This is a genomic window from Streptomyces sp. NPDC054866 (assembly GCF_053610745.1).
In genome coordinates this window covers 19,476-42,867 of sequence record NZ_JBSGZA010000002.1, presented here as the reverse complement: position 1 = coordinate 42,867, position 23,392 = coordinate 19,476, and the positions used below count along the sequence as shown (strand labels likewise).

Sequence of the window (23,392 nt, the reverse complement as noted above, 5' to 3'; positions counted from 1 at the left end):
TGATGACCGACCAGGACCCTTACCTGATCATCTCCTCCGACTGCCACGCCGGGCTCCCCACCGAGGAGTACCGGCCCTATCTCGACAGCCGATTCCACCGGGACTTCGATCAGTTCCTGGGGGAGCGCGACGCACGCCGTGCGGAGGCGACCCGGCTCGGCATCCGCAACGACGCGTTCGCCGCCAAGTGGTTCCAGGACAACGAGGAGGGCCTGCGCGGCGGCTGGGAGACCGCGCAGCGCCTCAAGGAGCTCGACGGCGACGGGGTGGCCGCCGAGGTCGTCTTCCCCGACGCGGACGCCGTCGACAGTCAGACGGCGGCGCCCTTCGGGGTGGGCCTCGGCCTCTCGGGGGACCAGGACCCGGAGCTCGGCATGGCGGGCGCGCAGGCGCACAACCGCTGGCTGGCCGACTTCGTGTCCGAGCACCCCGAACGGCACTGCGGGGTGGCCCTGTTGCCCATCACCGGAGAGGTCGACCGGGTCGTCGCGGAGGTCCACCGGGCCAAGGAGTCAGGGCTCGGCGCGCTGATGATCCCCTCCATGTGGGTCGACAAGGCGCCCTACCACGACCGCCGTTACGACCCCGTGTGGGCGGCGGCCGCCGAGTGCGCGATGCCCGTGATGACCCACTCCGGGGCGGCGCCCCGCCACGAGTACGGCGACCACCTCGGGATCTACGTCTCCGAAGTGACCTGGTGGCCCGCGCGGCCGCTGTGGTTCATGCTCTGGTCGGGCGTCTTCGAGCGTCATCCGGGGCTGAAGTTCGGCGTCGCGGAGTCCGGCTGCTGGTGGCTGCCGAACCTCCTGTGGTTCATGGACCGCCTCTACCTGGGCGCGCACGGCGGCAAGAAGCTCTCCCCGTTCGCCGAGCTCAAACGGCCCCCGCACGAGTACCTGGACCGGCAGATCTTCATCTGCGCGACCAACACCAAGCGCCGCGAACTCGCCCAGCGCTACGAGATCGGCGTCGACAACATCCTCTGGGGCAGCGACTTCCCGCACCCCGAAGGCACCTGGCCCGACACGCGCGCGTGGCTGAAGAAGACCTTCCACGACATCCCGGTGGGGGAGACCCGCCGGATGCTGGGTCTCGCGGCGGCGGAGGTCTTCGGCTTCGACACGGAGAAGCTGGCGCCGCTGGCCCGCAGGATCGGCCCGACGCCCGCCGAACTCGGCCAGCAGCCGGACCAGTCGACCGTCGAGGCCTCCTGGGCGCGCTCGCGAGAGGTGGGCCGCCACTGGCTGACCGACCACGACTTCCCGGTGATGGGGGCACAGGCATGACGACTCACCCGACCGAAGAGCGCTACACCGTCATCTCCGCCGACTGCCACGCGGGCGCCGATCTCCTCGACTACCGGCCCTACCTGGAGTCCCGCCACCACGACGCGTTCGACGCGTGGGCGGCCACCTACGTCAACCCGTACGAGGACCTGCTCGCCGACACCGCGGACCGCAACTGGAACTCGGACCGCCGCCTTGCCGAACTGGAGGCGGACGGCATCGTCGCCGAGGTCGTCTTCCCGAACACCATCCCGCCCTTCTTCCCGAGCGCTTCCTTGATGGCGCCGGCACCCACACGCGCGGAGTTCGAGCAGCGTTGGGCGGGCCTGCGTGCTCACAATCGCTGGCTTGCCGACTTCTGCGCCGCGGCTCCGGGGCGCAGGGCGGGTGCCTTCCAGATCCTCCTGAACGACGTGGACGAGGCCGTCAAGGAGGTCCACTGGGCGGCCGACGCCGGTCTGAACGGCGGCCTCCTGCTGCCCGGCACACCGCCGGGCAGCGGGCTCGCGGAGCTCTACTCGGCGACGTACGACCCGCTCTGGGCGGCCTGCGCCGAGCGCGGCGTGCCGGTCAACCACCATGCGGGGTCGGCGTCCCCGCCCCTTGGCGAGGAACCCGCCGCGCGTGCCGTCTTCATGGTGGAGACGACGTGGTTCTCGCACCGGGCGCTGTGGCACCTGGTGTTCGGCGGCGCCTTCCGCCGCCACCCGGAGCTGCGGCTCGTGCTCACGGAGCAGGGCTCGGGGTGGATCCCGGGCGTGCTCGACATGCTGGACTACTACCACGGGCGCCTGGTCGCGGCGGCCTCCAAGGCGGACACCGCCGAGTCGAAGTTCGGTGCGGGGCTCGCCGATTCGATGGGCAAGGGCCCGTCCGAGGTCTGGCGCGAGAACTGCTTCGTCGGCGCGAGCTTCATGCGCCCGCACGAGGCGCAGATGAGGGACCGGATCGGCCTCGACAAGATCATGTGGGGCAGCGACTACCCGCACGACGAAGGCACGCACCCATATTCGCGCGAAGGCCTTCGCATCGCCTACGCGGGTCTCCCGAAGGACGAGATCGCCGCCATGGTCGGCGGCAACGCGGCCCGAGTCTACGGCTTCGACCTGGAGCGGCTCGGGGAGGTCGCCGCGCGCGTGGGACCGACGGTCCAGGAACTGGACGAACCCCTCAAGGAGACACCGGCCGGCGCGACGAGCCCGGTGTTCGCTCCGGGAGGGTCGGTACGCGTCTGGTGACGGCGTGCCCCTGCCGAACCCGCTCACCCGGGGTGAGACCCTCCCCGGGTGAGCGATCAGGTGGCTGAACACGACGAAGCACACGGCGGCGCGCTCGCCTCCCGTCTCAACTGGCTGCGCGCGGCCGTGCTCGGGGCCAACGACGGCATCGTCTCCACGGCGGGCCTCGTCGTCGGCGTGGCGGGCGCCACGGGCGACCGCGGCACGCTGCTCACGGCCGGTCTCGCCGGGCTGCTCGCCGGGTCGATGTCGATGGCCGCGGGCGAGTACGTCTCCGTGTCCACCCAGCGCGACTCCGAGAAGGCCGCGCTCGCCATGGAGAGGCGCGAGCTGCGGGAGCAGCCGGAGGCCGAACTGGCCGAGCTGACCGGAATGCTGGAGCAGCGCGGGCTGAGCCGCGAGGTGGCGCGTGAGGCGGCGGAGCAGCTCACCGAGCGGGACGCGCTGCGGGCGCACGCGCGCGTGGAGCTCGGTATCGACCCCGACGAACTCACCAACCCGTGGCACGCCGCCTGGGCCAGCTTCGTGGCCTTCACGGTGGGCGCGCTGCTTCCGCTGCTCGCGATCGTCCTGCCGCCCGCCGACTGGCGCCTCGGGGTCACCGTCGTCTCGGTCCTCGGCGCGCTGGCCCTCACCGGCTGGAGCAGCGCACGGCTCGGCTCCGCGGAGGTGCGACCCGCCGTGCTGCGCAACATGGGGGGAGGGGCGCTCGCGATGGCGGTGACGTACGGGGCGGGGGCGCTGCTCGGGGCGGTCGGCGTCTGAGCGTCCGCTTTTGGCGGAGATCGCCAACATCCGCTGTCTTACCCCTGGTAATACTTGTCGGTAACCACGTCTAGCGGCGGTCGGCCGGGGGCCTTTACGGTGCACGCATGCCGCCGAACCTGCCCGATGTCGTGCTGTGGTCCATACCCGCCTTCGTGCTGCTCACCGTCGTGGAGATAGTGAGCCACCGGATCCATCCCGACGAGGACGAGGCCGGGTACGAGACGAAGGACGCCGCCACCTCCATCACCATGGGGCTCGGCAGCCTCGTCTTCGACTTCCTGTGGAAGATCCCCATCGTCGCGATCTACACGGCGGTCTACGCGCTGACTCCGCTGCACATCCCCGTCCTGTGGTGGACGATCCCGCTGATGCTGCTCGCGCAGGACTTCTTCTACTACTGGTCGCACCGCGGGCACCACGTCATCCGCATCCTGTGGGCCTGCCACGTCGTGCACCACTCCAGCCGCAAGTTCAACCTCACGACGGCGCTGCGCCAGCCCTGGACGAGCCTGACGGTCTGGCCGTTCTACGTCCCGCTGATCGCCCTCGGCGTGCATCCGGCGGCGCTCGCGTTCTGCTCGTCGGCGAACCTCGTCTACCAGTTCTGGATCCACACCGAACGGATCGGGAAGCTCCCGCGCCCCTTCGAGTTCGTCTTCAACACGCCCTCCCACCACCGCGTGCACCACGCGTCGCAAGGCGGCTACCTCGACCGCAACTTCGGCGGCATCCTGATCATCTGGGACCGCATGTTCGGCTCCTGGGTCGCCGAGACGGACCGCCCCGTCTACGGCCTCACGAAGAACATCTCCACGTACAACCCGCTGCGGGTGGCCACGCACGAGTACGCGGCGATAGCCAAGGACCTCAAGAAGGCGACCAGTTGGCGCGAGAGGGGCGGCCGGCTGTTCCGGGGCCCTGGCTGGCAGCCAGAGGCGCCTGCGGCACCACAGCCGGTGGCAGAGCCGGTGACGGAGAGCGCGGCGTGACTGTTGTGGGCAGGCGTTCCGCAGGGCGGAACGGGTGGGCACAACCCACGATGCCGGGTGTCGAAACAGAGGCGTCCACCAAGGCAAGGCTGCTGCTCGTTGCGTTCGGCCTCGCCGCGGTCGGCGACCTGGCAGCACTGGTGGCAGACTCCGAAGCCGCCCACACCGCCTTCAAACCCCTCCTGATGCCCCTCCTGGCAGGGTACGTATGCGTGGTGAGAGGCCCGCGCCTGCTCATAGGGGCCCTCCTCTTCGGCTGGGGAGGCGACACCCTCCTCCTCTTCGACGCCGAGCCCGCGTTCCTCGCGGGAATGGGCTCCTTCGCGGCAGGCCACATCTGCTACCTCGCCCTCTTCAAACGCCATGGCACGGCACGCGCGCGTGGCGCCTGGCTGGTGGCCGCGTACGCCACCGCCCTCATCGCCACGGTCGCCCTTCTGTGGCCGGACCTCCCCCCGGACATGCGCGGCCCGGTGGCGGGCTACAGCCTCCTGCTCACCGCGATGGCGTTCGCCGCCACGAGGCTCGGCCTCACCGCGGCTGCCGGTGGCGCGCTGTTCCTCCTGTCGGACACCCTCATCGCGACCGGCGTCGCCGAGTGGCCGCAGGCCCCGCGCCCCGACTTCTGGATCATGCTCACCTATATCGCCGCACAGTTCCTGCTGGTCAGCGGCGTACTGACGGCTCGGCTCACCAGCGAATCGGCAGCGGCAACGCGGTCAGCAGAGCCGACACCGCCACCACGACTCCGAGCATGACGACCTCCCCGCGCGCGGGGGAGTACGCCGAGACCGGATCGGCGGACCTGCGCAGCCGCCGGCGCGCGAGCAGCGCGAGGACGGCCACGGCCACCACGAGGAGCACCTTGGCGAGCAAGGTGCGCCCGTAGGCCGTCTCCGTCAGCTGGTCGACGACCGTGCCCGGCGGCATCCGGCGCAGGGTGCTGACCACCCCCGTCGCCGTGATCGCGGCGAGCAGGACGGCCGCCACGCGCGCGTAGAGCCCCAGTACCGCCGCGCCCGCCTCCGGAGCCGACGTCCGCCACAGCCTCAGCATGCGAAGGACCTGCAACAGGCCGCCCGCCCACAGCACCCCGCAGGTCAGGTGCACCAGCGTCAGACCGGTGCCGATGAGCGGGGTGTCCTCCACCGGAGGGTGGGCCCGCAGCGCCTCCGCGACGATCACCGCGGCCAGCGGAAGCGCGGCGGTGGAGGGGCGGCGCGAGTGCGCGCACAGCAGCGCCACGATGAAGGCGTTGACCTCCAGGAGCGCCAGCCTGCCGTCCCGCGACGCGTAGAGCCCGCCGACGTCCATGTCGGAGAGCTGATGCGGCACCAGGTTGCCGGTGGCCACCACCGAAGCAAGGCCGAGCGCCGCGACGAGGCCCGCGACCGCCGCGTACGCCGCCCAACTCCGCGGCGCACGGTCCAGCGGCGCCCCCGGCACCCGGCGGGCGAGACGCGTGGCGTACACCTCGCCCAACTGCACGCAGAGCGCGGCGAACATGACCGTCCGCAGGAACGTGATCCCGGCCGTGCCGGGCGCCTCGGCCTCCCCGGTGCCGCTCAGCGCCGCCGAAGGGCCGAGCAGCGGGACGAGCACGGCGGCGGCCACCAGGATCAGCACGGCGACGGCATGACCCGTCGGCGGGCGGCGCGGGGCGCGCGACGCGGCGGCTGCCGCGTCGGCCGGGACCTCGCCACCGGGGTCGGCGGACGGTTGTATGGAGCTCACCACATGATCTTCACCAGGTGCACCCTTGACGGGCAAGTCCTGGCAAACAACTGGCGGACCCCCGTTCCGCCCCACCGGAACCACGCGGGCGCTCCGGTCACGGACGCTCACGCGAAGGGCCGGGCGGCACACGACCGCCCGGCCCGGTTCGCCTCGCGAACCCGCTACTTCCGCACGGCGTCCAGCGCGTCGATCATGCCCACGCCGTAGAAGCCGTTCTTGTTCTTGCCGCCCGCGCACACCGCGTCGATCTTGCCGTCGCCGTCGATGTCGTACGGGTCGGTGCACTTCATGGCGTCGGCCTCGCCGTAGAGCAGCGCCTTCACCTTCGCCGACGACGCGTGCGGGTGGGCCGACTTGATGAGCGCGGCAACGCCCGCGGCATGCGGTGACGCCATCGACGTACCCGCCTTGTAGCCGAACTTGCCGCCCGGGAGCGTCGACAGGATGCGGCCGTCCGTGGCCGGCGCGTCCGGCGCCTGGAACCGCGTCGAGTCACCGCCCGGCGCCGTGATGTCGATGACGCCCTTGCCGTAGTTCGAGTACGAGGACTTGATGCCCTTCGCGCCCGTGGCCGAGACCGTCACGACACCCGGAAGCTGCGACGGCAGGTCGAGGCAGTCCGCCGTCTTGATGGTCCGCTCGGTGGGCGTCGTGTCGTCCGGACTGGAGTCGTCGACGATCTCCTCCTGCGCGAGGTCCGTCTTGGCGTTACCGGCCGCCGCGACGTTCACCGCGCCCTTGCGCTCCGCGTACCGAGTGGCCCGCCCGACGGCGTCGACCAGGGCCTTCTGGTCGGCGTCCGTCTTGCAGTTGAACAGCCACGGGTCGGTGTAGTAGCTGGAGTTGGTGACGTCCACGCCGTGATCGGCCGCCCACATGAAGCCGCAGACCACGGCCTCGGTGTAGTACATGCCGGTCGCGGGCTCGGCCACCTTCAGGCTCGCCACCTTCACGCCCGGAGCGACACCGGTGACGCCGGTGCCGTTCTTCGCGGCGGCTATCGTGCCCGCCACGTGCATGCCGTGGTCGCTCTCCTTGGCCACCGGACGCCACGCGCTGTCCTTCTGCACGGGCACGCCGCCCAGACAGCTCGCGGACGCCTTCGCGTCGAAGTTCGGCGCGATGTCCGGGTGCGTGTCGTCCACGCCGGAGTCCAGGACGCCGACGGTGACCCTGGAGCTGCCGAGCGACTCCTTGTGGGCCTTGTCCGCCTTGATGGCGGGCAGGTCCCACTGGAGCGGCTCGAGCTCGTCCTGGCCCGCGCCCGCCTGCCCGGCCGCCTGTTCCGCCTCGGCGGAGGTCAGCGGCCGGTCGGCCTCAAGGGCGTCGTCGGACTGCGCGGAGAGCGGCGCCGTGCGGGTGGCCCCCGCCGACGCGACACCCTTCGCCCCGCGTATCTGCTTCGCGAAGTCCGCGTTCGACGAGTGGACGACGATCACGCCGATCCTGTCGTACGCGATGACGACCTTGCCGCCGGCCTTGGCGATGGCCTTCTTCACGTACGCCGATGTCTTGGCGGACGGTGAACCGCCGTGCCCGGCACGGACGTTGACGACATAGCTCATCGACGTGCCGTCCGTGAGGGACGCGCCGAGTGCGGACACGGCCGACGACACCGGGGTGCCGGGACGCGCCGTGGCATCGGGCTGTGCCGACGCCGTGCCCGGCAGGAAGGCGACGGCCGAGGCCACCGCCATGCCGAGCGGGAGTGCGAGCACGCGGCGGGAGCGCGTGAAAGGTGCGGTCATGGAGTGCGAGCCCCTCACTTCTTCACGGCGTCGAGCGCGTCGACGATCCCGCTGCCGTAGAAGCCGTTCTTGTTCTTGCCGCCCTCGCAGACCGCGTCGACCTTGCCGTCACCGTCCGGGTCGTACGGCTCCGTCGGGCAGCCAGGGTTGTCGGCCTGCTTCTTGAGGAGCCGCTGGAGCTCGGCAGGGCTCGCCTTGGGGTGCGTCGACTTCAGGAGCGCGGCCACGCCCGAGGCGTGCGGCGACGCCATCGAGGTGCCCTGCAGCCAGGCGTACTCGTTGCCCGGCATCGTGGAGAGGATGCGGCCGTTCTTCGAGGGGGTGTCGGCCGGGATCTGGTACTTGTCGCCGCCGGGGGCCGCGACGTCGATGACGCCCTTGCCGTAGGTGGAGTAGTACGACTTGAGGTCCTTCACGCCCGTCGCGCTGACGGTGACCACGCCCGGAAGCTGCGTCGGCAGGTCGAAGCACTCGGACGGGTCGATGGTGCGCGGCACCGGTGTCGAGTCGTCAGGGCTCGAGTCGTCCAGGATCTCGTCGGATGCGAGGTCGTGGTTGGAGTTGCCCGCCGATGCGAGGTTCAGGGTGCCCTTCCGCTGGGCGTACAGCTGGGCCCGGTTGACCGCGTCGACGATGGCCCGCTGGTCCGGGTCGTCCATGCAGTTGTAGAGCCACGGGTCCACGTAGTAGCTGTTGTTCGTGATCTCGATGCCCTTGTCGGCGGCGAACACGAAGGCGCAGACCACGCTCTCCGGGAAGAACAGCTCGCTGACCGGGTCGGCCACCTTGATGCCCGCGACCTTCACGCCGGGCGCGACACCCGCGACGCCCACGCCGTTGCGCGCGGCGGCGATCTCGCCCGCCACGTGCGTGCCGTGGTAGTGCTCCTTCTTCTCCGGACGCCAGGCGCCGGGGGAGGTGTCCGCCTTGCCGCCGACACAGTTCGCCGACTGCGAGGCCGAGAAGCTGGGCGCGAGGTCCGGGTGGGTGTCGTCGACTCCGGTGTCGATGACGCCGACGGTGACCTTGCTGCTGCCCGGGTTGATCTTCGCCGCCTTGTCGGCGCCTATCGCGCGCAGATCCCACTGGTCGGCCTCGAGCGGCTCGGCGCCCGGATCCGCCTGCGCCTTGAGCGATTTGGCGTCGGACTTCGACAGGCGGGTCGGAGCACCCTCCTCCGTGGTGCCCGCCGCCGTCAGGGGCGAGGTGCGGGTCGCGCCCGCGGACTGCACCCCCTTGACCTTGCGCAGCTGCTTGCCGAAGTCGGGGTTGGCCGAGTGCGCGACGATGACGCCGATCTTCGGGTAGGCCACGACGACGGTGCCGTCCGCCTTGGCGATCGCCTTCTTGACGTACGCGATCGTCTTGGAGTCCGTACGGGTGTTGACGACGTACGCGAGCTTCGGGGCCTCGGCCTTCGCCGACGCGGTGGCGGGTGCGTCGGGGGCAGCGGTCGCGATGCCCGGGGCGAAACCGACCGACGCCGCGAGCGCTATGCCGAGGGGCACGGTGAGCGCGATGCGACGTCTGGAACGCAGATGAGCCATGGGGTCTCCACATCATCCGGATACGTGAACTGCCCGAACACATCTAGTGATCGGGCAGGTACATGACGGGGCGTGCAGAGTGAAGCTATCCCCCGAACTCCCAGGCCAGCAATGGATTCCGGAAGAAAACGACACGTAGCCCCGCGCCGGGCGTGCCGCCGTGACGTTGAACAGGTAACGGAACCAACATCGACCCCTGTCGGATCACGTCCCATGGCCTTAGCATCGCCATCCGTGGCCTACGTGATCCGCGTCACTGCCGGATCAGAGAGAGCCCATGGATCAGCTGTCCGTCCCCACCGCACCCGCACCACGAGGAGAAGACTCCGTGGCCCCCGATGCATCCCCACCGTCCAAGGACGGAGAAGCCCCCGCTCCGCACGCGCCGTCCACGGAAGAGTTCCTCCAGGAGCAAGCGAGTGCCGAGTTCGGTGAACTCCGCAAGGCGCACCGCTCGTTCGCCTTCCCGCTGACCGTCGCCTTCATCGTCTGGTACCTGGCGTACGTCCTGCTCTCGAACTACGCGGGCGACTTCATGGGCACCAAGCTGTTCGGCAACATCAACGTCGCCCTGGTCCTCGGACTCGGGCAGTTCCTGACCACGTTCCTCATCGCCTGGTTCTACTCGCGCCACGCCGCCGCGAAGCTCGACCCCAAGGCCGAGGCCATCAAGTCCCGTATGGAGGCCGGCGCATGAGCCCCGCGCTGAACACCACTGTCCTGGCGGCGACTTCCGACGCCTCCGAGCACCGGGCGCTGATCATCAGCCTCTTCGCGGCCTTCGTCGTCGCGACCCTCTTCATCACCGTCTGGGCGGGACGTCAGACCAAGAGCGCCGCCGACTTCTACGCGGGCGGCCGCCAGTTCACCGGCTTCCAGAACGGTCTGGCGATCTCCGGCGACTACATGTCCGCCGCGTCCTTCCTCGGCATCGCGGGCGCCATCGCCCTCTTCGGGTACGACGGCTTCCTCTACTCCATCGGCTTCCTGGTCGCCTGGCTCGTGGCGCTCCTCCTGGTCGCCGAGCCGCTGCGCAACTCCGGCCGCTACACGATGGGCGATGTCCTCGCCTACCGCATGCGCCAGCGTCCGGTCCGTACCGCCGCGGGCACCTCCACGATCGTCGTCTCGATCTTCTACCTGCTCGCGCAGATGGCGGGCGCGGGCGTCCTGGTCTCGCTGCTGCTCGGCATCACCAGCGACGCGGGCAAGATCCTCATCGTCGCCCTCGTCGGCGTCCTGATGATCGTCTACGTCACCATCGGCGGCATGAAGGGCACCACCTGGGTGCAGATGGTCAAGGCCGTCCTGCTCATCACCGGCACCATCCTCATCACCTTCCTGATCCTGCTGAAGTTCAACTTCAACGTCTCCGACCTGCTCGGCACCGCCGCCTCCAACAGCGGCAAGGGCTCGGCCTTCCTGGAGCCCGGCCTCAAGTACGGCGCGAGCGGCACCTCGAAGCTGGACTTCATCTCGCTCGGCATCGCCCTGGTCCTCGGCACCGCGGGCCTGCCGCACATCCTGATCCGCTTCTACACGGTGCCGACATCCAAGGCCGCGCGTAAGTCCGTGAACTGGGCGATCGGCATCATCGGCGCCTTCTACCTGATGACGATCGTCCTCGGCTTCGGCGCCGCCGCCCTGCTCAAGCCCGGCGACATCATCGCCTCGAACAAGGCGGGCAACACCGCGGCACCGCTCGCCGCCCTGGAGATCGGCGGCGGTGGCGACTCCGCCGGCGGCGCGATCCTGCTCGCCGTGATCTCCGCGGTCGCCTTCGCCACGATCCTCGCGGTTGTCGCGGGCCTCACCCTGGCCTCGTCGTCCTCGTTCGCGCACGACATCTACGCGAACGTCATCCGCAAGGGCAAGGCCACCGAGAAGGAGGAGATGAAGGCCGCTCGCTGGTCGACCGTCTTCATCGGCATCGTCTCCATCGCACTGGGCGCCCTGGCCCGTGATCTCAACGTGGCGGGCCTTGTCGCCCTCGCCTTCGCCGTCGCGGCCTCCGCGAACCTGCCGACGATCCTCTACAGCCTCTTCTGGAAGCGGTTCACCACGCAGGGCGCGCTCTGGTCCATCTACGGCGGACTCGTCGCCGCGGTCGGCCTCGTGCTGTTCTCGCCGGTCGTCTCGGGCAAGCCCACCTCGATGTTCCCCGACGCGAACTTCGACTTCTTCCCGCTGGAGAACCCGGGCCTGATCTCCATCCCGCTGGGCTTCCTGCTCGGCTGGCTCGGCACCATGCTGTCCAAGGAGGAGCCGGACAAGGGCAAGTACGCGGAGCTGGAGGTGCGCTCCCTCACGGGAACCGGAGCCCACTGATCTGCCGGGTTCCCATCTCCTGGGTCCCACCGGAAACACGCACGTCAGCGGCCGCGTCGTAGATCGTTGGTAGATCTCTACGACGCGGCCGCACCGCTCCTCGTGGGATCGGGCCCCCGACGATGTCAGCCCCGTCACGTAGGCTCGGGAGTATCTGGACCGGACTGGCTCGATCAGGATCAGGGAGGGGGCCCACGTGCTCATCGACACCTACGGCCGAGTGGCCACCGATCTGCGGGTTTCGCTGACCGACAAGTGCAATCTGCGGTGCACGTACTGCATGCCCGAAGAAGGCCTGCAATGGCTGTCCAAGTCCGAGCTCCTCAGCGACGACGAGATCGTCCGCCTCATCCGGATCGCGGTGACGCAGCTCGGCATCACCGAGGTCCGCTTCACCGGCGGCGAGCCGCTCCTGCGCCCCGGCCTCGTCGGCATCGTCGAGCGCTGTGCCCAGCTGGAGCCGCGCCCCAAGATGTCCCTGACGACGAACGGCATCGGCCTCAAGCGCACCGCCGCCGCCCTGAAGGCCGCGGGCCTCGACCGGGTGAACGTCTCTCTGGACACCCTGCGCCCGGACGTCTTCAAGACCCTCACCCGCCGTGACCGCCACAAGGACGTCCTCGAAGGGCTGGAGGCGGCCCGTGACGCGGGCCTGACCCCCGTCAAGGTCAACACGGTCCTGATGCCGGGCCTGAACGACGACGAGGCCCCTGACCTGCTCGCCTGGGCCGTCGAGAACGACTACGAACTGCGGTTCATCGAGCAGATGCCGCTCGACGCCCAGCACGGCTGGAAGCGCGACGGCATGATCACCGCGGGTGACATCCTCACCTCGCTGCGTACGCGCTTCGAGCTCACCGAGGAGGGCTCCGGCGAGCGCGGCTCCGCGCCGGCCGAGCGCTGGGTCGTGGACGGCGGTCCGCATCGCGTCGGCGTCATCGCCTCCGTCACCCGCCCGTTCTGCTCGGCCTGCGACCGCACCCGCCTGACGGCCGACGGCCAGGTCCGCACCTGCCTGTTCGCCACGGAGGAGACCGACCTGAGGGCGGCCCTGCGGGCCAATGGGGAGGACGGCGCCGACGACGCAGGCGGCTCGGACGAGGCGATCGCGCGCATATGGAAGCTCGCGATGTGGGGCAAGAAGGCGGGCTCGGGCCTCGACGACCCGACGTTCCTGCAGCCCGACCGCCCGATGTCGGCGATCGGCGGCTAGCTCGCGCTAGCTCTCCGGGGCTTCTGGGGCTTCCCACTCGGCCAGCGTCACGACGTCCTTCAACATGCCGCGTACCCCCAGGAATTGGGAGAGGTGCTCGCGGTGTTCCTCACAGGCGAGCCACGTCTTGCGGCGCTCCGGAGTGTGGATCTTCGGGTTGTTCCACGCGAGCACCCACACCGCGGCGGCGCGGCAGCCCTTGGCGGAACAGATCGGTGTTTCGTCGCTCACGAGTACGTCCAAGTGCGTTCAAAACAAGGCGACGCCGAGCAGCCACGGGGGGAGCTGCCCGGCGTCGGTCTGTCGCTCCGACGGGGGATGCGGAGCGCGTACGAAGTATGTCATGGGGGACCCGGTGCCTGGCACCGGAACTACATGATTGATCTGAGCTTTTCTTGAGCTTGGCGCAACGTCGACGGTCAGTTCTGGTGACCGGACGGGGCGTTGGGCTCGCCCGGCGCGGGGCCCGTGCCAGCTTCCGGGACGGGTTCCGCGGACTCGTCGAGCAGGGGCGGCGGAGCGAGCATCGGCCGGGACGGCGCCGGTACGAAGGTCGACGGCAGCGAAGGGATGTTCTCCCGCCCCGCGTTGGCGATCACGACGGAGATGTACGGGAGGAGGATGCCGAGCACCAGAGCGACGAGGGCGACATGCCGCTCGACGTTCCACAGCACCGCCGCGGCAATGACCGAAAGCGTACGGATCGACATCGAGATCACGTACCGCCGCTGCCTGCCGCGCACGTCGTCCGCGAGTCCCTGCCGGGCCCCTGTGATCCGGAAGACCTGGGCGCCGCTCTGCTTCCGCATCACATTCCACCGCCTGCTCACAAGAAGCCGGGCTCTCCCCGGCCCGGACCCGCTCCACGTTACGCCTGGGCTGCGCAGCCTTCGAGACCGGGGCAGGCCTCTTCTCGGTGTCCTGTCTGCGTCATGCCACGTATGGGGGTGCCCGACATGCGCCGTATGGAGGATCGGTCGAGACTGGCCGTAATGCTCATGTTGAGCCGAACGAGGAGGCAGCTATGGGCTGGTTGTGGGCCATCGTCGTGGGATTCGTGCTGGGGCTGATCGCCAAGGCGATCCTGCCCGGGAAGCAGCACAGTCCGCTCTGGCTGACCACCATCTTCGGCATCATCGGTGCCATCATCGGCAATTCGCTTGCCGGGGCGTTCGGCATCGACGAGACCAAGGGCATCGACTGGGGGCGGCACGCCCTGCAGCTCGCGGCCGCCCTGGTCGTCGTGGGCGTCGGAGACATGGCGTACAAGATGATCAAGGGCAACAGGCAGCGGGCCTGACCTGCGCGTAAGCGGCGTGAGAGGGGCCGGTCCAGACGGACCGGCCCCTCTCGTGCGGGTGCGGGGATGCGGGTCAGCCCGCGGTGACCGCTGTGACCTCGACAGCCGCCAGGTTCTTCTTGCCCCGGCGCAGCACCAGCCAGCGCCCGTGCAGGAGCTCGTCGCGGGAGGGCACGGCGTCCTCGGACGCGACCTTCGCGTTGTTCACGTAGGCCCCGCCCTCCTTGACCGTGCGCCGGGCCGCGGACTTGCTCGCCACCAGGCCGACCTCCGCGAGGAGGTCCACCACCGGGCCGAGCTCGGCGACCTGGACGCGCGGCAGCTCGGAGAGGGCCGCGCTCAGCGTCGCCTCGTCGAGGCCGTCGAGCTCACCCTGGCCGAACAGCGCCTTGGACGCCGCGATGACCGCGGCGCACTGGTCGGCGCCGTGCACCAGCGTCGTCAGCTCCTCGGCGAGCGCGCGCTGGGCGGCGCGGGCCTGCGGACGCTCCTCGGTGAGCTTCTCGATCTCCTCGAGCTCCTCGCGGGACTTGAAGCTGAGGATGCGCATGTACGTCGAGACGTCCCGGTCGTCCACGTTCAGCCAGAACTGGTAGAACGCGTACGGCGTGGTCATCTGCGGGTCGAGCCAGACGGCGCCGCTCTCGGACTTGCCGAACTTGGTGCCGTCCGCCTTGACCATCAGCGGCGTGCCGACGGCGTGCACCGTGGCGTCCGGCTCCAGGCGGTGGATCAGGTCGATGCCCGCCGTGAGGTTGCCCCACTGGTCGCTGCCGCCGGTCTGCAGCGTGCAGCCGTAGCGACGGTAGAGCTCCAGGAAGTCCATGCCCTGGAGCAGCTGGTAGCTGAACTCCGTGTACGAGATGCCTTCCTGGGACTCCAGGCGGCGGGCCACGGAGTCCTTGGTCAGCATCTTGTTCACGCGGAAGTGCTTGCCGATGTCCCGCAGGAACTCGATCGCGGACATGCCCGCGGTCCAGTCCAGGTTGTTGACCATCACGGCGGCGTTCTCGCCCTCGAAGGACAGGAACGGCTCGATCTGCCCGCGCAGCCGCGCCACCCAGTTCGCGACCGTCTCCGGGTCGTTCAGGGTGCGCTCGGCGGTCGGCCGCGGGTCGCCGATCTGGCCCGTCGCGCCGCCGACCAGGGCGAGCGGGCGGTGCCCCGCCTGCTGGAGCCTGCGGACGGTGAGGACCTGCACCAGGTGCCCGACGTGCAGGCTGGCCGCGGTCGGGTCGAAGCCGCAATAGAACGTGACGGGGCCGTCCGCGAGCGCCTTGCGCAGTGCATCTTCGTCCGTGGACAGGGCGAAAAGACCCCGCCACTTCAGCTCGTCGACGATGTCCGTCACGGTCTTGTGTCTCCTTGAAAGGCTGCTGGGAAAAGCTCTGGCCGGTACCGGCTGGTACCGGCCAGTCTATGGGCGTCACACGCCTTGGCTGACCGAGCTCATGTTGAAGTCCGGGATGCGCAGGGCGGGCATCGCGGCCCTAGTGAACCAGTCGCCCCACTCCCTGGGCAGCGTCTTTTCCGTACGCCCGGCCTCCGAGGCCCGGCTGAGCAGGTCCACCGGCGACTCGTTGAAGCGGAAGTTGTTCACCTCGCCCACGACCTCGCCGTTCTCGACGAGGTAGACGCCGTCCCGGGTGAGCCCGGTGAGCAGCAGGGTCGCGGGGTCGACCTCGCGGATGTACCAGAGGCAGGTCAGGAGCAGCCCGCGCTCCGTGCTCGCGACCATCTCCTCCAGGGAGCGGTCGGTGCCGCCGTCCAGGATGAGGTTGTCGATGGCGGGGGCCACCGGCAGGCCGGTCAGGGACGCGCTGTGCCGGGTGCTGGTCAGATGCGCGAGCTCGCCCGCGCGCACCCAGTCGGTGGCGGCCAGCGGAAGCCCGTTGTCGAAGACGGACGAGTCGCCGCCCGAGGCGTGCGCGAGCACGAACGGGGCGGACTCCAGGCCCGGCTCGTTCGGGTCGCTGCGCAGCGTCAGGGGCAGCTCGGCGAGCCGGTCGCCGACGCGGGTGCCGCCCCCCGGCTTGGAGAACACCGTCCTGCCCTCGGCCGCGTCCCTGGCCGACGCCGACCACAGCTGGTAGATCAGCAGGTCGGCGACGGCGGTCGGCGGAAGCAGCGTCTCGTACCGCCCGGCCGGCAGGTCGATGTGCCGCTCGGCCCACCCCAGGCGCTTGGCGAGCTCGGTGTCGAGCGCCGCCGGGTCGACGTCCTTGAAGTCCCGCGTCGCACGCCCCGCCCACGCCGACTTCGTACGGTCGGGGGACTTGGCGTTGACCTCCCAGGTGCCGTTGGGCTGGTCGTGCCGCAGGCGCAGCCCCGTCGACGTACCGAGATAGCTCGATACGAGTTCGTGGTTCGCGAAGCCGTACAGCTCGCGCCCGCCCGCGCGGGCCGTGGCGAACGCCTCGCCGAGCGCGGGGGCGAAGTCCGCGAAGACCGCGGAGGACGTCTCGACGGGCGCGTCCCTGAAGTCCGCGGACTCCTCGGCCCCGGCCACCAGCGGCTGCGCGTCCTCGGCGGGACCCGCCCCGCGCGCGGCGTGCTCGGCGGCGCGTACCAGGGGTTCCAGCTCGGCCGCGGTCACGGCCGAGCGCGAGACGACGCCGGAGGCGGTGCCCTCCTTGCCGTCGACGGTCGCGATGACGGTGAGGGTGCGGCCGCGGGTGACGCCGTTCGTGGTCAGGGCGTTGCCCGCCCAGCGCAGGTTCGCGGTCGAGTGCTCGTCGGCGATGACGACGCAGCCGTCGGCGGTGGACAGTTCGAGGGCGCGCTCGACGATCTCGTGCGGCTTGGTGGCGCTGCGGCTCATCGACCGGCCTCCTGCGTGGTGTTGAGACTGTGCTTTCCCGGGGGACAACCCCCGGACCCCCGGCCGATTCCGTGGTTGCCGCCGCTCATCGGCCCGCCTCCTGCGTGGTGTTAAGGATGTTCACGCCCCGGAACAGGGCGGAGGGGCAGCCGTGCGAGACCGCCGCGGCCTGGCCCGGCTGGGCCTTGCCGCAGTTGAAGGCGCCGCCGAGCACATACGTCTGCGGGCCGCCGACCGCCGTCATCGAACCCCAGAAGTCGGTGGTCGTCGCCTGGTACGCGACATCGCGCAGCTGACCGGTGATGCGGCCGTTCTCGATGCGGTAGAAGCGCTGCCCGGTAAACTGAAAGTTGTACCTCTGCATGTCAATTGACCATGAACGGTCGCCTACGACGTAAATGCCCCGGTCGACGCCCCCGATCAGGTCCTCCGTCGAGAGCCCGCCAGGATCGGGCTGGAGCGACACGTTCGCCATGCGCTGCACCGGCACATGGCCGGGGGAGTCCGCGTACGCGCAGCCGTTGGACCGCTCGAAGCCGGTGAGCTTCGCGATGCGCCGGTCCAGCTGGTAGCCGACCAGGGTGCCGTCCTTCACCAGGTCCCAGGACTGCGCGGCCACGCCCTCGTCGTCGTACCCGATGGTCGAAAGTCCGTGCTCGGCCGTCCTGTCACCCGTCACATTCATGATCGACGAGCCGTACGCGAGCTTGCCGAGCTGGTCGAAGGTGGCGAACGACGTCCCCGCGTACGCGGCTTCGTAGCCGAGCGCGCGATCCAGCTCGGTGGCGTGGCCGATGGACTCGTGGATGGTCAGCCAGAGGTTGGAGGGATCGACGACCAGGTCGTACGAGCCGGCCTCCACGCTCGGCGCCCGCATCTTCTCGGCGAGGTGCTCCGGGATGCGCGCGAGCTCCGCGTCCCAGTCCCAGCCGGTCCCGGTGAGGTACTCCCAACCGCGCCCGACCGGCGGCGCGATGGTCCGCATCGAGTCGAACTCGCCGCTGGTCTCGTCGACCGCGACCGCGGTGAACTGCGGATGGAGGCGAACCCGCTGCTGCGTGGTCACCGTCCCCGCCGTGTCCGCGTAGAACTTGTTCTCGTGCACGGTCAGGAGCGAGGCGTCGACGTGCGAGACGCCGTCGGCGGCGAGGAGCCGCGAGCTCCACTCGGCGAGCAGCCCGCTCTTCTCCTCGTCCGGCACGGAGAAGGGATCGATCTCGTACGACGACACCCAGGTCCGCTCGGAGTGCACCGGCTCGTGCGCGAGTTCCACACGCTCGTCGGAGCCCGCCGCCTTGATGACCTTGGCCGAAAGCTTCGCCATCGCCACGGCCTGGGACGCGACCTTCGCCGCCGCGTCCATCGTCAGATCGACGCCCGAGGCGAACCCCCAGGTCCCGCCGTGCACGACACGGACCGCGTAGCCGAGGTCCGTGGTGTCCGATGTGCCGGACGGCCTGGCGTCCCGCAGCCGCCAGGACGCGCTGCGCACCCGCTCGAAGCGGAAGTCCGCGTGGTCCGCGCCCAGGGCACGCGCGCGGGCCAGCGCGGCGTCGGCGAGGGCCCTGAGCGGCAGCGCCGTGAAGGCTTCATCGATGGAATGAGGCACGGATGTCTCCCTGCTGTCGGCACCGGTCGTTCAGATCATGTCGCGCGTGAGGGCCCGGCGGCCAGAGATTTCTGTAGGGACCCGACAGTGAGTCCGGTACGCCACTGTCGGTCGTCGATTCTCCGTATGGAGCACGGTACCGATAGGTTTTCGAGGTACCAGACCGCTATCGAAAGGGTGATCCGTTGAGCCGCTCGGTTCTCGTCACCGGAGGAAACCGGGGCATCGGCCTCGCCATCGCCCGCGTCTTCGCCGACGCCGGTGACAAGGTCGCGGTCACCTACCGCTCGGGTGAACCGCCCCAGATCCTCACGGAGCTCGGAGTCCTCGCCGTCAAGTGCGACATCACTGACGCCGAGCAGGTGGAGCAGGCCTACAAGGAGATCGAGGATAAGCACGGTCCGGTCGAGATCCTGGTGGCCAACGCCGGGATCACCAAGGACCAGCTCCTCATGCGGATGTCCGAGGAGGACTTCACGTCCGTCCTCGACACCAACCTCACCGGCACCTTCCGTGTCGTGAAGCGCGCCAACCGCGGCATGCTGCGCGCCAAGAAGGGCCGCGTCGTGCTGATCTCCTCCGTCGTCGGTCTGATGGGCGGCCCTGGGCAGGCGAACTACGCCGCCTCCAAGGCGGGCCTGGTCGGCTTCGCGCGTTCGCTGGCCCGTGAGCTCGGGTCGCGCAACCTCACGTTCAACGTCGTGGCGCCCGGCTTCGTCGACACCGACATGACCAAGGCGCTCACCGACGAGCAGCGGTCGAACATCATGGCGCAGGTGCCACTCGGCCGTTACGCGCAGCCCGAGGAGATCGCCGCAGCGGTGAAGTTCCTCGCCTCGGACGACGCGTCGTACATCACTGGAGCCGTCATCCCCGTTGACGGCGGATTGGGCATGGGTCACTGATCACCATGAGCGGAATTCTCGACGGCAAGAAGATCCTGATCACGGGCGTTCTGATGGAGTCCTCCATCGCGTTCCACGCGGCCAAGGTCGCGCAGGAGCAGGGCGCCGAGGTCATCCTCACCGCCTTCCCGCGGCCCACGCTCACCGAGCGCATCGCCAAGAAGCTGCCCAAGCCCGCCAAGGTCATCGAGCTCGACGTGACCAACCAGGAGCACCTTGACCGGCTCGCGGGCCTGGTCAAGGACGAGCTCGGCGGCCTCGACGGCGTCGTGCACTCCATCGGCTTCGCCCCGCAGGGCGCCTTCAACTTCCTCGAGGCGTCCTTCGAGGACGTCGCGACGGCGATGCACGTCTCGGCGTTCTCCCTGAAGTCGCTCACCATGGCCTGCCGTCCACTGATGCCGAACGGCGGCTCCGTCGTGGGGCTGACCTTCGACGCGCAGTTCGCTTGGCCGAAGTACGACTGGATGGGCCCGGCGAAGGCCGCCCTCGAGGCCACGAGCCGTTACCTCGCCCGCGACCTGGGCAAGGAGAACATCCGCTGCAACATGATCTCGGCGGGCCCGATCGGCTCCATGGCGGCCAAGTCCATCCCGGGCTTCGCCGACCTCGCCGACGTCTGGAACACCCGCTCCCCGCTCGACTGGGACATGGCCGACCCGGAGCCCGCGGGCCGCGGCATCGTCGCGCTGCTCTCGGACTTCTTCCCGAAGACCACGGGCGAGATCATCCACGTCGACGGCGGCGTGCACATGATGGGTGCCTGAGCAGGCATTTCGTACGTTTCTGACGCCCCGTCCCCCGCGCAGCGCGGGAGGCGGGGCGTCACCCGTTCGGCCCCCTGGCCGGGCGCGGTCGGTCCGGAACCGCGCACCCTGAGGTGTGCGCCCGTCACCTCCTGCGGTGCTCGCCGCTCTCACTCTGCTGATCGCCCTGCCGTACGGCGCCGCGTCGCATGCCGTCGGAGAGGCGAAGCCTCCACGCGCGCGCGTGGAGGCGGTCGAGGCCGTCGCGGCGGCGAAACCGCGGCCCTTCGGCTCGGAGTGCCGCATCAGGGTCGAGGGCTCGGACGCGGTCGCCCACTGCCACAACCCGTACCCCGAGACCGACCGGGTCCGGCTGCACCTGGAGTGCGAGCAGTGGTGGGACATCGACAGCGACGGCGTCTCCGTGGAGGCCGGGCCCGCCCAGACGGTGCGGCTCACCGGACGGTGCTGGAAGGAGATCCGCGCGGTCTGGGTCAGCCACCAGAAGTGACGTTCACGACTGCGCGGAGTCGTCGAACAGCTCCGGGCGGCACATGAAGGGGTAGCCGGCGGCCTCCTTGGCAGCCGCCTCCGCGTCGCTCTCCCGGATCGCGTCGACGAGCCGGGCGTGGTCCATGTGGCTCTCGGGGGTCAGCTTCTCGCCGACGTCCTCGCGCAGCCAGTCCCGCAGCACCTCGCCGAGGTCGGCGTACATCGCCGTCATCACGTCGTTGTGGGACGCGGCCACCACGGCCAGGTGGAAGGTCGCGTCGGCGGCGACGAAGGCCTCCGCGTCGCCGGATGCCCAGGCCTCCTCGCGGCGCTCCAGAAGGGCGTCGAGCTGTTTGAGATCACGCTCGGTGCGCCGCTGCGCGGCCAGCTTCGCCGCGCTCGACTCCAGCGTGCTGCGCAGCTCCGCGATGTGCCGCGGCTCCGCGTCGGCGAACCTGCGCTGCATCACACCGGCCAGCTCGCTCGTCGCGACCACGTAGGTGCCCGAGCCCTGGCGGATGTCGAGGAGGCCGTTGTGCGCGAGGGCGCGGACCGCCTCCCGGACGGTGTTGCGCGCCACGCCCAGCTGCTCGACCAGCTCGGGCTCCGTGGGGATGCGGGAGCCGACCGGCCACTCTCCCGAGGAGATCTGGTTACGCAGCTCGGCGATGACCTGCTCGGAGAGCGCCGAACGGTGAGGGGTGGTCAGCGGCATGACGTTCCTTCGCGCGCGATGTGAGGGCAACTGATTGGACAGTCAATCATCCCATGATTCTATGATGGCTCCATGGCTAGTGAGGAAACCAGGACGATGACACCGACACCGACGACACCGATACGTACCGACGCGGCGAGCGGGGCAGCGGAGAAACAGCCCCCCACGCGCGCGTGGGCGACGCGTCTCGTCATGGTCGGCATCGTCCTCGCCGCCCTCAACCTCCGTCCGGCCATCACCAGCCTCGGCTCCCTCCTCGAAGAGGTACGTGACGGGCTCGGCATGAGCGGCACGCTCGCCGGACTGCTCACCTCCGTCCCGCCGCTCTGCTTCGCGGTCTTCGGTGTGATGGCGCCGCGGCTCGCCCGCCGGTTCGGCCCCAGCGCGGTGGTCTGCGCGGGCATGGTCGCCATCGCCACCGGCCTGGTGATCCGCCCCTTCCTGGGCGGCACCGTCGGCTTCCTCGCCGCGAGCGCGCTCGCCCTCATGGGCATCGCGGTCAGCAACGTCCTGATGCCGGTGATCGTCAAGCGCTGGTTCCCCGACCGGGTCGGCTCGATGACCGGGCTCTACTCGATGGCGCTCGCGCTCGGCACGTCGATGGCCGCGGCCATCACGGTGCCCATGACCGATGCGATGGGCGGCAGTTGGCAGTCCGGGCTCGCGGTGTGGGCGGCGCTCGCCGTCGTCGCCGTCGTGCCGTGGGTGCCGCTCGTACGGGACAAGAGCGCCGCGTCGGCCGCCCCGGAGCACGTCAGCTCCCAGGTGCGCCAGGAGGACGCGGGGCTGCGCATCACACGCAGCCGTACGGCGTGGGCGCTGGCCTGCTTCTTCGGGCTCCAGGCCACCGCCGCGTACATCACGATGGGCTGGATGCCGCAGATCTTCCGTGACGCCGGGGTCCCGGCGGGGGAGGCCGGTGTGCTCCTCGCCGTCACCATGGCGATGGGCGTGCCGCTGGCCTTCGTGATCCCTCGGGTCGCCACGCGGCTGCCGAACCAGGGCCCCGTGGTGGTCGTGCTCGGCGCCTGCGGCCTCGCCGGGTACGCGGGCCTCTACCTCGCCCCCGAGAGCGGCGCCTGGGCGTGGGCCCTGCTGCTCGGCGTCTCCAACTGCGCCTTCCCGCTGGCCCTCACCCTGGTCGGCATGCGGGCCAAGAGCAGCGTGGGCGTCGCCAAGCTCTCGGCCTTCGCGCAGAGCACGGGCTATCTGATCTCGATCCCGGGGCCGCTCCTGGTGGGCGTGCTCTACCAGCACAGCGGCGGCTGGGGGCTGCCGATCGCGCTCATGGCGGGCCTGATGGTGCCGCAGATCGTGGTGGGCATCCTGGCGGGCCGCAACCGCACGGTCGAGGACGAGGTCGCGGCGGCTGCCTGATCCTGGAGGTGCCTGACCGACCCCGGCGGTGACCCCCCGGACAAAGGGTGCGAGACTCTCCCCATGCCAGTGCTCGATCCGAACCCCCAGAACGGCCAGAAGAAGCTGCTCATCGTGCTCGGCTCGATGCTGGCCATCACCGTGATCATCGGGATCATCGCCTCCATCGCCTCGCCGTGAACTGCCCCCGGCGGGGCCGATGGTGGGGTTAGCACCACCATCCCCTAGGGGGTCAGTGTCAGGGTCAAGTGGGTGGATCACCGGATGTGCTGAGGGTCGCCGGATCCGTACCTTCGAGATGTGCCCGCGAGGACGCGGCGCGGAGGACTCGAAGACCACGGAGGCGGCATGTCGGCCCGTTCGCACACCCGGCGCGACCCGGGAGCCCCCACGGACTCCGCGAGCGTCGAGATCCAGCTTCCGTGGTGGGCGATCGCTCTGCCCGCCATCGCCTTCGCGGCTCTGCTCCTGCTGATACTGAACCCCGCCGACGCACATGCGGCGAGCGGCGAGCCGGTGGTCACGCATGTGCTCGAGCGCATCCAGGAGACCGTGTTCCGCACGGCCCCGTGA

24 protein-coding genes are annotated in these 23,392 nt (G+C 70.0%); 15 read left to right on the top strand and 9 right to left on the bottom strand.

The annotated features are described in order from the left end of the window. Positions 1-2 precede the first annotated feature (2 nt). From ACWGI2_RS08850 to ACWGI2_RS08830, 5 genes are all read left to right on the top strand, one after another. Entirely contained in the window at positions 3-1,286 is a 1,284-nt protein-coding gene (locus tag ACWGI2_RS08850) for an amidohydrolase family protein (RefSeq protein ID WP_453694722.1), read from the top strand. Beyond that, entirely contained in the window at positions 1,283-2,524 is a 1,242-nt protein-coding gene (locus ACWGI2_RS08845; protein WP_453694721.1) for an amidohydrolase family protein, read from the top strand. Before ACWGI2_RS08850 ends, ACWGI2_RS08845 begins: the two co-directional genes overlap by 4 nt. 48 nt (positions 2,525-2,572) lie before the next feature. Then, a complete protein-coding gene (locus ACWGI2_RS08840) occupies positions 2,573-3,289 on the top strand; it encodes a VIT1/CCC1 transporter family protein (protein ID WP_453401203.1) in 717 nt (238 codons plus the stop codon). Between the two features lie 107 nt (positions 3,290-3,396). Then, the gene (locus ACWGI2_RS08835; RefSeq protein ID WP_453694720.1) at positions 3,397-4,281 is read left to right on the top strand and encodes a sterol desaturase family protein; all 885 of its coding nucleotides are present in this window, start codon (positions 3,397-3,399) and stop codon (positions 4,279-4,281) included. 50 nt (positions 4,282-4,331) lie between these two features. Beyond that, entirely contained in the window at positions 4,332-5,039 is a 708-nt protein-coding gene (locus ACWGI2_RS08830; RefSeq protein ID WP_453694719.1) for a lysoplasmalogenase, read from the top strand. Here ACWGI2_RS08830 and ACWGI2_RS08825 read toward each other — a convergent pair. From ACWGI2_RS08825 to ACWGI2_RS08815, 3 genes are all read right to left on the bottom strand, one after another. Then, a complete protein-coding gene (locus tag ACWGI2_RS08825) occupies positions 4,972-6,015 on the bottom strand; it encodes a CopD family protein (protein WP_453694718.1) in 1,044 nt (347 codons plus the stop codon). The two genes, ACWGI2_RS08830 and ACWGI2_RS08825, sit on opposite strands and share 68 nt — an antisense overlap. Positions 6,016-6,179: 164 nt before the next feature. After that, the gene (locus ACWGI2_RS08820; RefSeq protein ID WP_453694717.1) at positions 6,180-7,766 is read right to left on the bottom strand and encodes a S8 family peptidase; all 1,587 of its coding nucleotides are present in this window, start codon (positions 7,764-7,766) and stop codon (positions 6,180-6,182) included. A 14-nt stretch (positions 7,767-7,780) separates the two neighbouring features. Then, positions 7,781-9,313: a S8 family serine peptidase gene (locus tag ACWGI2_RS08815; protein ID WP_453401198.1), complete on the bottom strand. Its 1,533-nt coding sequence runs from the start codon at positions 9,311-9,313 to the stop codon at positions 7,781-7,783. A gap of 328 nt (positions 9,314-9,641) precedes the next feature. Here ACWGI2_RS08815 and ACWGI2_RS08810 point away from each other — a divergent pair, with 328 nt between their 5' ends. The 3 genes from ACWGI2_RS08810 (at position 9,642) to moaA (ending at position 12,854) form a co-directional block, all read left to right on the top strand. Beyond that, positions 9,642-10,010, top strand: coding sequence for a DUF485 domain-containing protein (locus ACWGI2_RS08810; protein WP_453401197.1), 369 nt, complete (start codon positions 9,642-9,644; stop codon positions 10,008-10,010). Then, positions 10,007-11,641 carry a solute symporter family protein gene (locus ACWGI2_RS08805; RefSeq protein WP_453401196.1) on the top strand — a complete coding sequence of 545 codons (1,635 nt, stop codon included), beginning with the start codon at positions 10,007-10,009 and terminating at the stop codon, positions 11,639-11,641. The genes ACWGI2_RS08810 and ACWGI2_RS08805 overlap by 4 nt, the downstream gene beginning before the upstream one ends. Positions 11,642-11,837: 196 nt before the next feature. Continuing rightward, complete coding sequence (moaA, locus tag ACWGI2_RS08800) at positions 11,838-12,854, top strand: GTP 3',8-cyclase MoaA (protein ID WP_453694716.1); 1,017 nt, start codon at positions 11,838-11,840, stop codon at positions 12,852-12,854. Between the two features lie 6 nt (positions 12,855-12,860). Here moaA and ACWGI2_RS08795 read toward each other — a convergent pair whose 3' ends face one another. Continuing rightward, a complete protein-coding gene (locus ACWGI2_RS08795; RefSeq protein ID WP_453694715.1) occupies positions 12,861-13,085 on the bottom strand; it encodes a hypothetical protein in 225 nt (74 codons plus the stop codon). Between the two features lie 188 nt (positions 13,086-13,273). Further along, complete coding sequence (locus tag ACWGI2_RS08790) at positions 13,274-13,663, bottom strand: DUF3099 domain-containing protein (RefSeq protein WP_160504247.1); 390 nt, start codon at positions 13,661-13,663, stop codon at positions 13,274-13,276. Positions 13,664-13,878: 215 nt separating this feature from the next. On the opposite strand from ACWGI2_RS08790, the gene ACWGI2_RS08785 reads away from it, so the two are divergent. After that, positions 13,879-14,154 (top strand): GlsB/YeaQ/YmgE family stress response membrane protein, encoded by a 276-nt coding sequence (locus tag ACWGI2_RS08785; RefSeq protein WP_453401194.1) that lies wholly within the window; start codon positions 13,879-13,881, stop codon positions 14,152-14,154. A gap of 73 nt (positions 14,155-14,227) precedes the next feature. Here ACWGI2_RS08785 and tyrS read toward each other — a convergent pair whose 3' ends face one another. From tyrS to ACWGI2_RS08770, 3 genes are all read right to left on the bottom strand, one after another. After that, positions 14,228-15,505 carry a tyrosine--tRNA ligase gene (gene tyrS / locus ACWGI2_RS08780; RefSeq protein ID WP_453694714.1) on the bottom strand — a complete coding sequence of 426 codons (1,278 nt, stop codon included), beginning with the start codon at positions 15,503-15,505 and terminating at the stop codon, positions 14,228-14,230. 75 nt (positions 15,506-15,580) lie between these two features. Next, positions 15,581-16,975, bottom strand: a complete 1,395-nt coding sequence (locus ACWGI2_RS08775) for a metallopeptidase TldD-related protein (RefSeq protein WP_453694713.1) — start codon at positions 16,973-16,975, stop codon at positions 15,581-15,583. Positions 16,976-17,060: 85 nt separating this feature from the next. Further along, positions 17,061-18,584 carry a TldD/PmbA family protein gene (locus ACWGI2_RS08770; protein WP_453694712.1) on the bottom strand — a complete coding sequence of 508 codons (1,524 nt, stop codon included), beginning with the start codon at positions 18,582-18,584 and terminating at the stop codon, positions 17,061-17,063. Positions 18,585-18,769: 185 nt separating this feature from the next. Between ACWGI2_RS08770 and fabG the strand changes: the two genes are divergently transcribed. The 3 genes from fabG to ACWGI2_RS08755 all read left to right on the top strand — a co-directional run bounded on the left by fabG (position 18,770) and on the right by ACWGI2_RS08755 (position 20,746). After that, positions 18,770-19,489 carry a 3-oxoacyl-[acyl-carrier-protein] reductase gene (fabG, locus tag ACWGI2_RS08765; protein ID WP_453401190.1) on the top strand — a complete coding sequence of 240 codons (720 nt, stop codon included), beginning with the start codon at positions 18,770-18,772 and terminating at the stop codon, positions 19,487-19,489. A gap of 5 nt (positions 19,490-19,494) precedes the next feature. Beyond that, the gene (gene fabI, locus ACWGI2_RS08760; RefSeq protein WP_371529954.1) at positions 19,495-20,256 is read left to right on the top strand and encodes an enoyl-ACP reductase FabI; all 762 of its coding nucleotides are present in this window, start codon (positions 19,495-19,497) and stop codon (positions 20,254-20,256) included. 136 nt (positions 20,257-20,392) lie between these two features. Then, positions 20,393-20,746, top strand: a complete 354-nt coding sequence (locus tag ACWGI2_RS08755) for a hypothetical protein (protein WP_453694711.1) — start codon at positions 20,393-20,395, stop codon at positions 20,744-20,746. 3 nt (positions 20,747-20,749) lie between these two features. On the opposite strand, the gene ACWGI2_RS08750 is transcribed toward ACWGI2_RS08755, so the two are convergent. Then, complete coding sequence (locus ACWGI2_RS08750; RefSeq protein ID WP_453694710.1) at positions 20,750-21,442, bottom strand: FadR/GntR family transcriptional regulator; 693 nt, start codon at positions 21,440-21,442, stop codon at positions 20,750-20,752. 72 nt (positions 21,443-21,514) lie between these two features. Here ACWGI2_RS08750 and ACWGI2_RS08745 point away from each other — a divergent pair, with 72 nt between their 5' ends. The 3 genes from ACWGI2_RS08745 (at position 21,515) to ACWGI2_RS08735 (ending at position 23,392) form a co-directional block, all read left to right on the top strand. Further along, positions 21,515-22,819 (top strand): CynX/NimT family MFS transporter, encoded by a 1,305-nt coding sequence (locus ACWGI2_RS08745; RefSeq protein WP_453694709.1) that lies wholly within the window; start codon positions 21,515-21,517, stop codon positions 22,817-22,819. Between the two features lie 63 nt (positions 22,820-22,882). Beyond that, positions 22,883-22,999 carry an SGM_5486 family transporter-associated protein gene (locus ACWGI2_RS08740; RefSeq protein ID WP_150166275.1) on the top strand — a complete coding sequence of 39 codons (117 nt, stop codon included), beginning with the start codon at positions 22,883-22,885 and terminating at the stop codon, positions 22,997-22,999. A gap of 168 nt (positions 23,000-23,167) precedes the next feature. Then, positions 23,168-23,392, top strand: coding sequence for a hypothetical protein (locus ACWGI2_RS08735; protein ID WP_453401185.1), 225 nt, complete (start codon positions 23,168-23,170; stop codon positions 23,390-23,392).

Excerpts from the sequence above, each read along its gene's own strand:
- ACWGI2_RS08850 (WP_453694722.1), top strand. The coding sequence starts at position 3 with ATGACCGACCAGGACCCTTACCTGATCATCTCCTCCGACTGCCACGCC.
- ACWGI2_RS08845 (WP_453694721.1), top strand. The coding sequence starts at position 1,283 with ATGACGACTCACCCGACCGAAGAGCGCTACACCGTCATCTCCGCCGAC.
- ACWGI2_RS08835 (WP_453694720.1), top strand. The coding sequence starts at position 3,397 with ATGCCGCCGAACCTGCCCGATGTCGTGCTGTGGTCCATACCCGCCTTC.
- ACWGI2_RS08830 (WP_453694719.1), top strand. The coding sequence starts at position 4,332 with ATGCCGGGTGTCGAAACAGAGGCGTCCACCAAGGCAAGGCTGCTGCTC.
- ACWGI2_RS08820 (WP_453694717.1), bottom strand. The coding sequence starts at position 7,766 with ATGACCGCACCTTTCACGCGCTCCCGCCGCGTGCTCGCACTCCCGCTC.
- ACWGI2_RS08815 (WP_453401198.1), bottom strand. The coding sequence starts at position 9,313 with ATGGCTCATCTGCGTTCCAGACGTCGCATCGCGCTCACCGTGCCCCTC.
- ACWGI2_RS08805 (WP_453401196.1), top strand. The coding sequence starts at position 10,007 with ATGAGCCCCGCGCTGAACACCACTGTCCTGGCGGCGACTTCCGACGCC.
- ACWGI2_RS08790 (WP_160504247.1), bottom strand. The coding sequence starts at position 13,663 with ATGCGGAAGCAGAGCGGCGCCCAGGTCTTCCGGATCACAGGGGCCCGG.
- ACWGI2_RS08785 (WP_453401194.1), top strand. The coding sequence starts at position 13,879 with ATGGGCTGGTTGTGGGCCATCGTCGTGGGATTCGTGCTGGGGCTGATC.
- ACWGI2_RS08775 (WP_453694713.1), bottom strand. The coding sequence starts at position 16,975 with ATGAGCCGCAGCGCCACCAAGCCGCACGAGATCGTCGAGCGCGCCCTC.
- fabI (WP_371529954.1), top strand. The coding sequence starts at position 19,495 with ATGAGCGGAATTCTCGACGGCAAGAAGATCCTGATCACGGGCGTTCTG.
- ACWGI2_RS08750 (WP_453694710.1), bottom strand. The coding sequence starts at position 21,442 with ATGCCGCTGACCACCCCTCACCGTTCGGCGCTCTCCGAGCAGGTCATC.
- ACWGI2_RS08745 (WP_453694709.1), top strand. The coding sequence starts at position 21,515 with ATGGCTAGTGAGGAAACCAGGACGATGACACCGACACCGACGACACCG.
- ACWGI2_RS08740 (WP_150166275.1), top strand. The coding sequence starts at position 22,883 with ATGCCAGTGCTCGATCCGAACCCCCAGAACGGCCAGAAGAAGCTGCTC.
- ACWGI2_RS08735 (WP_453401185.1), top strand. The coding sequence starts at position 23,168 with ATGTCGGCCCGTTCGCACACCCGGCGCGACCCGGGAGCCCCCACGGAC.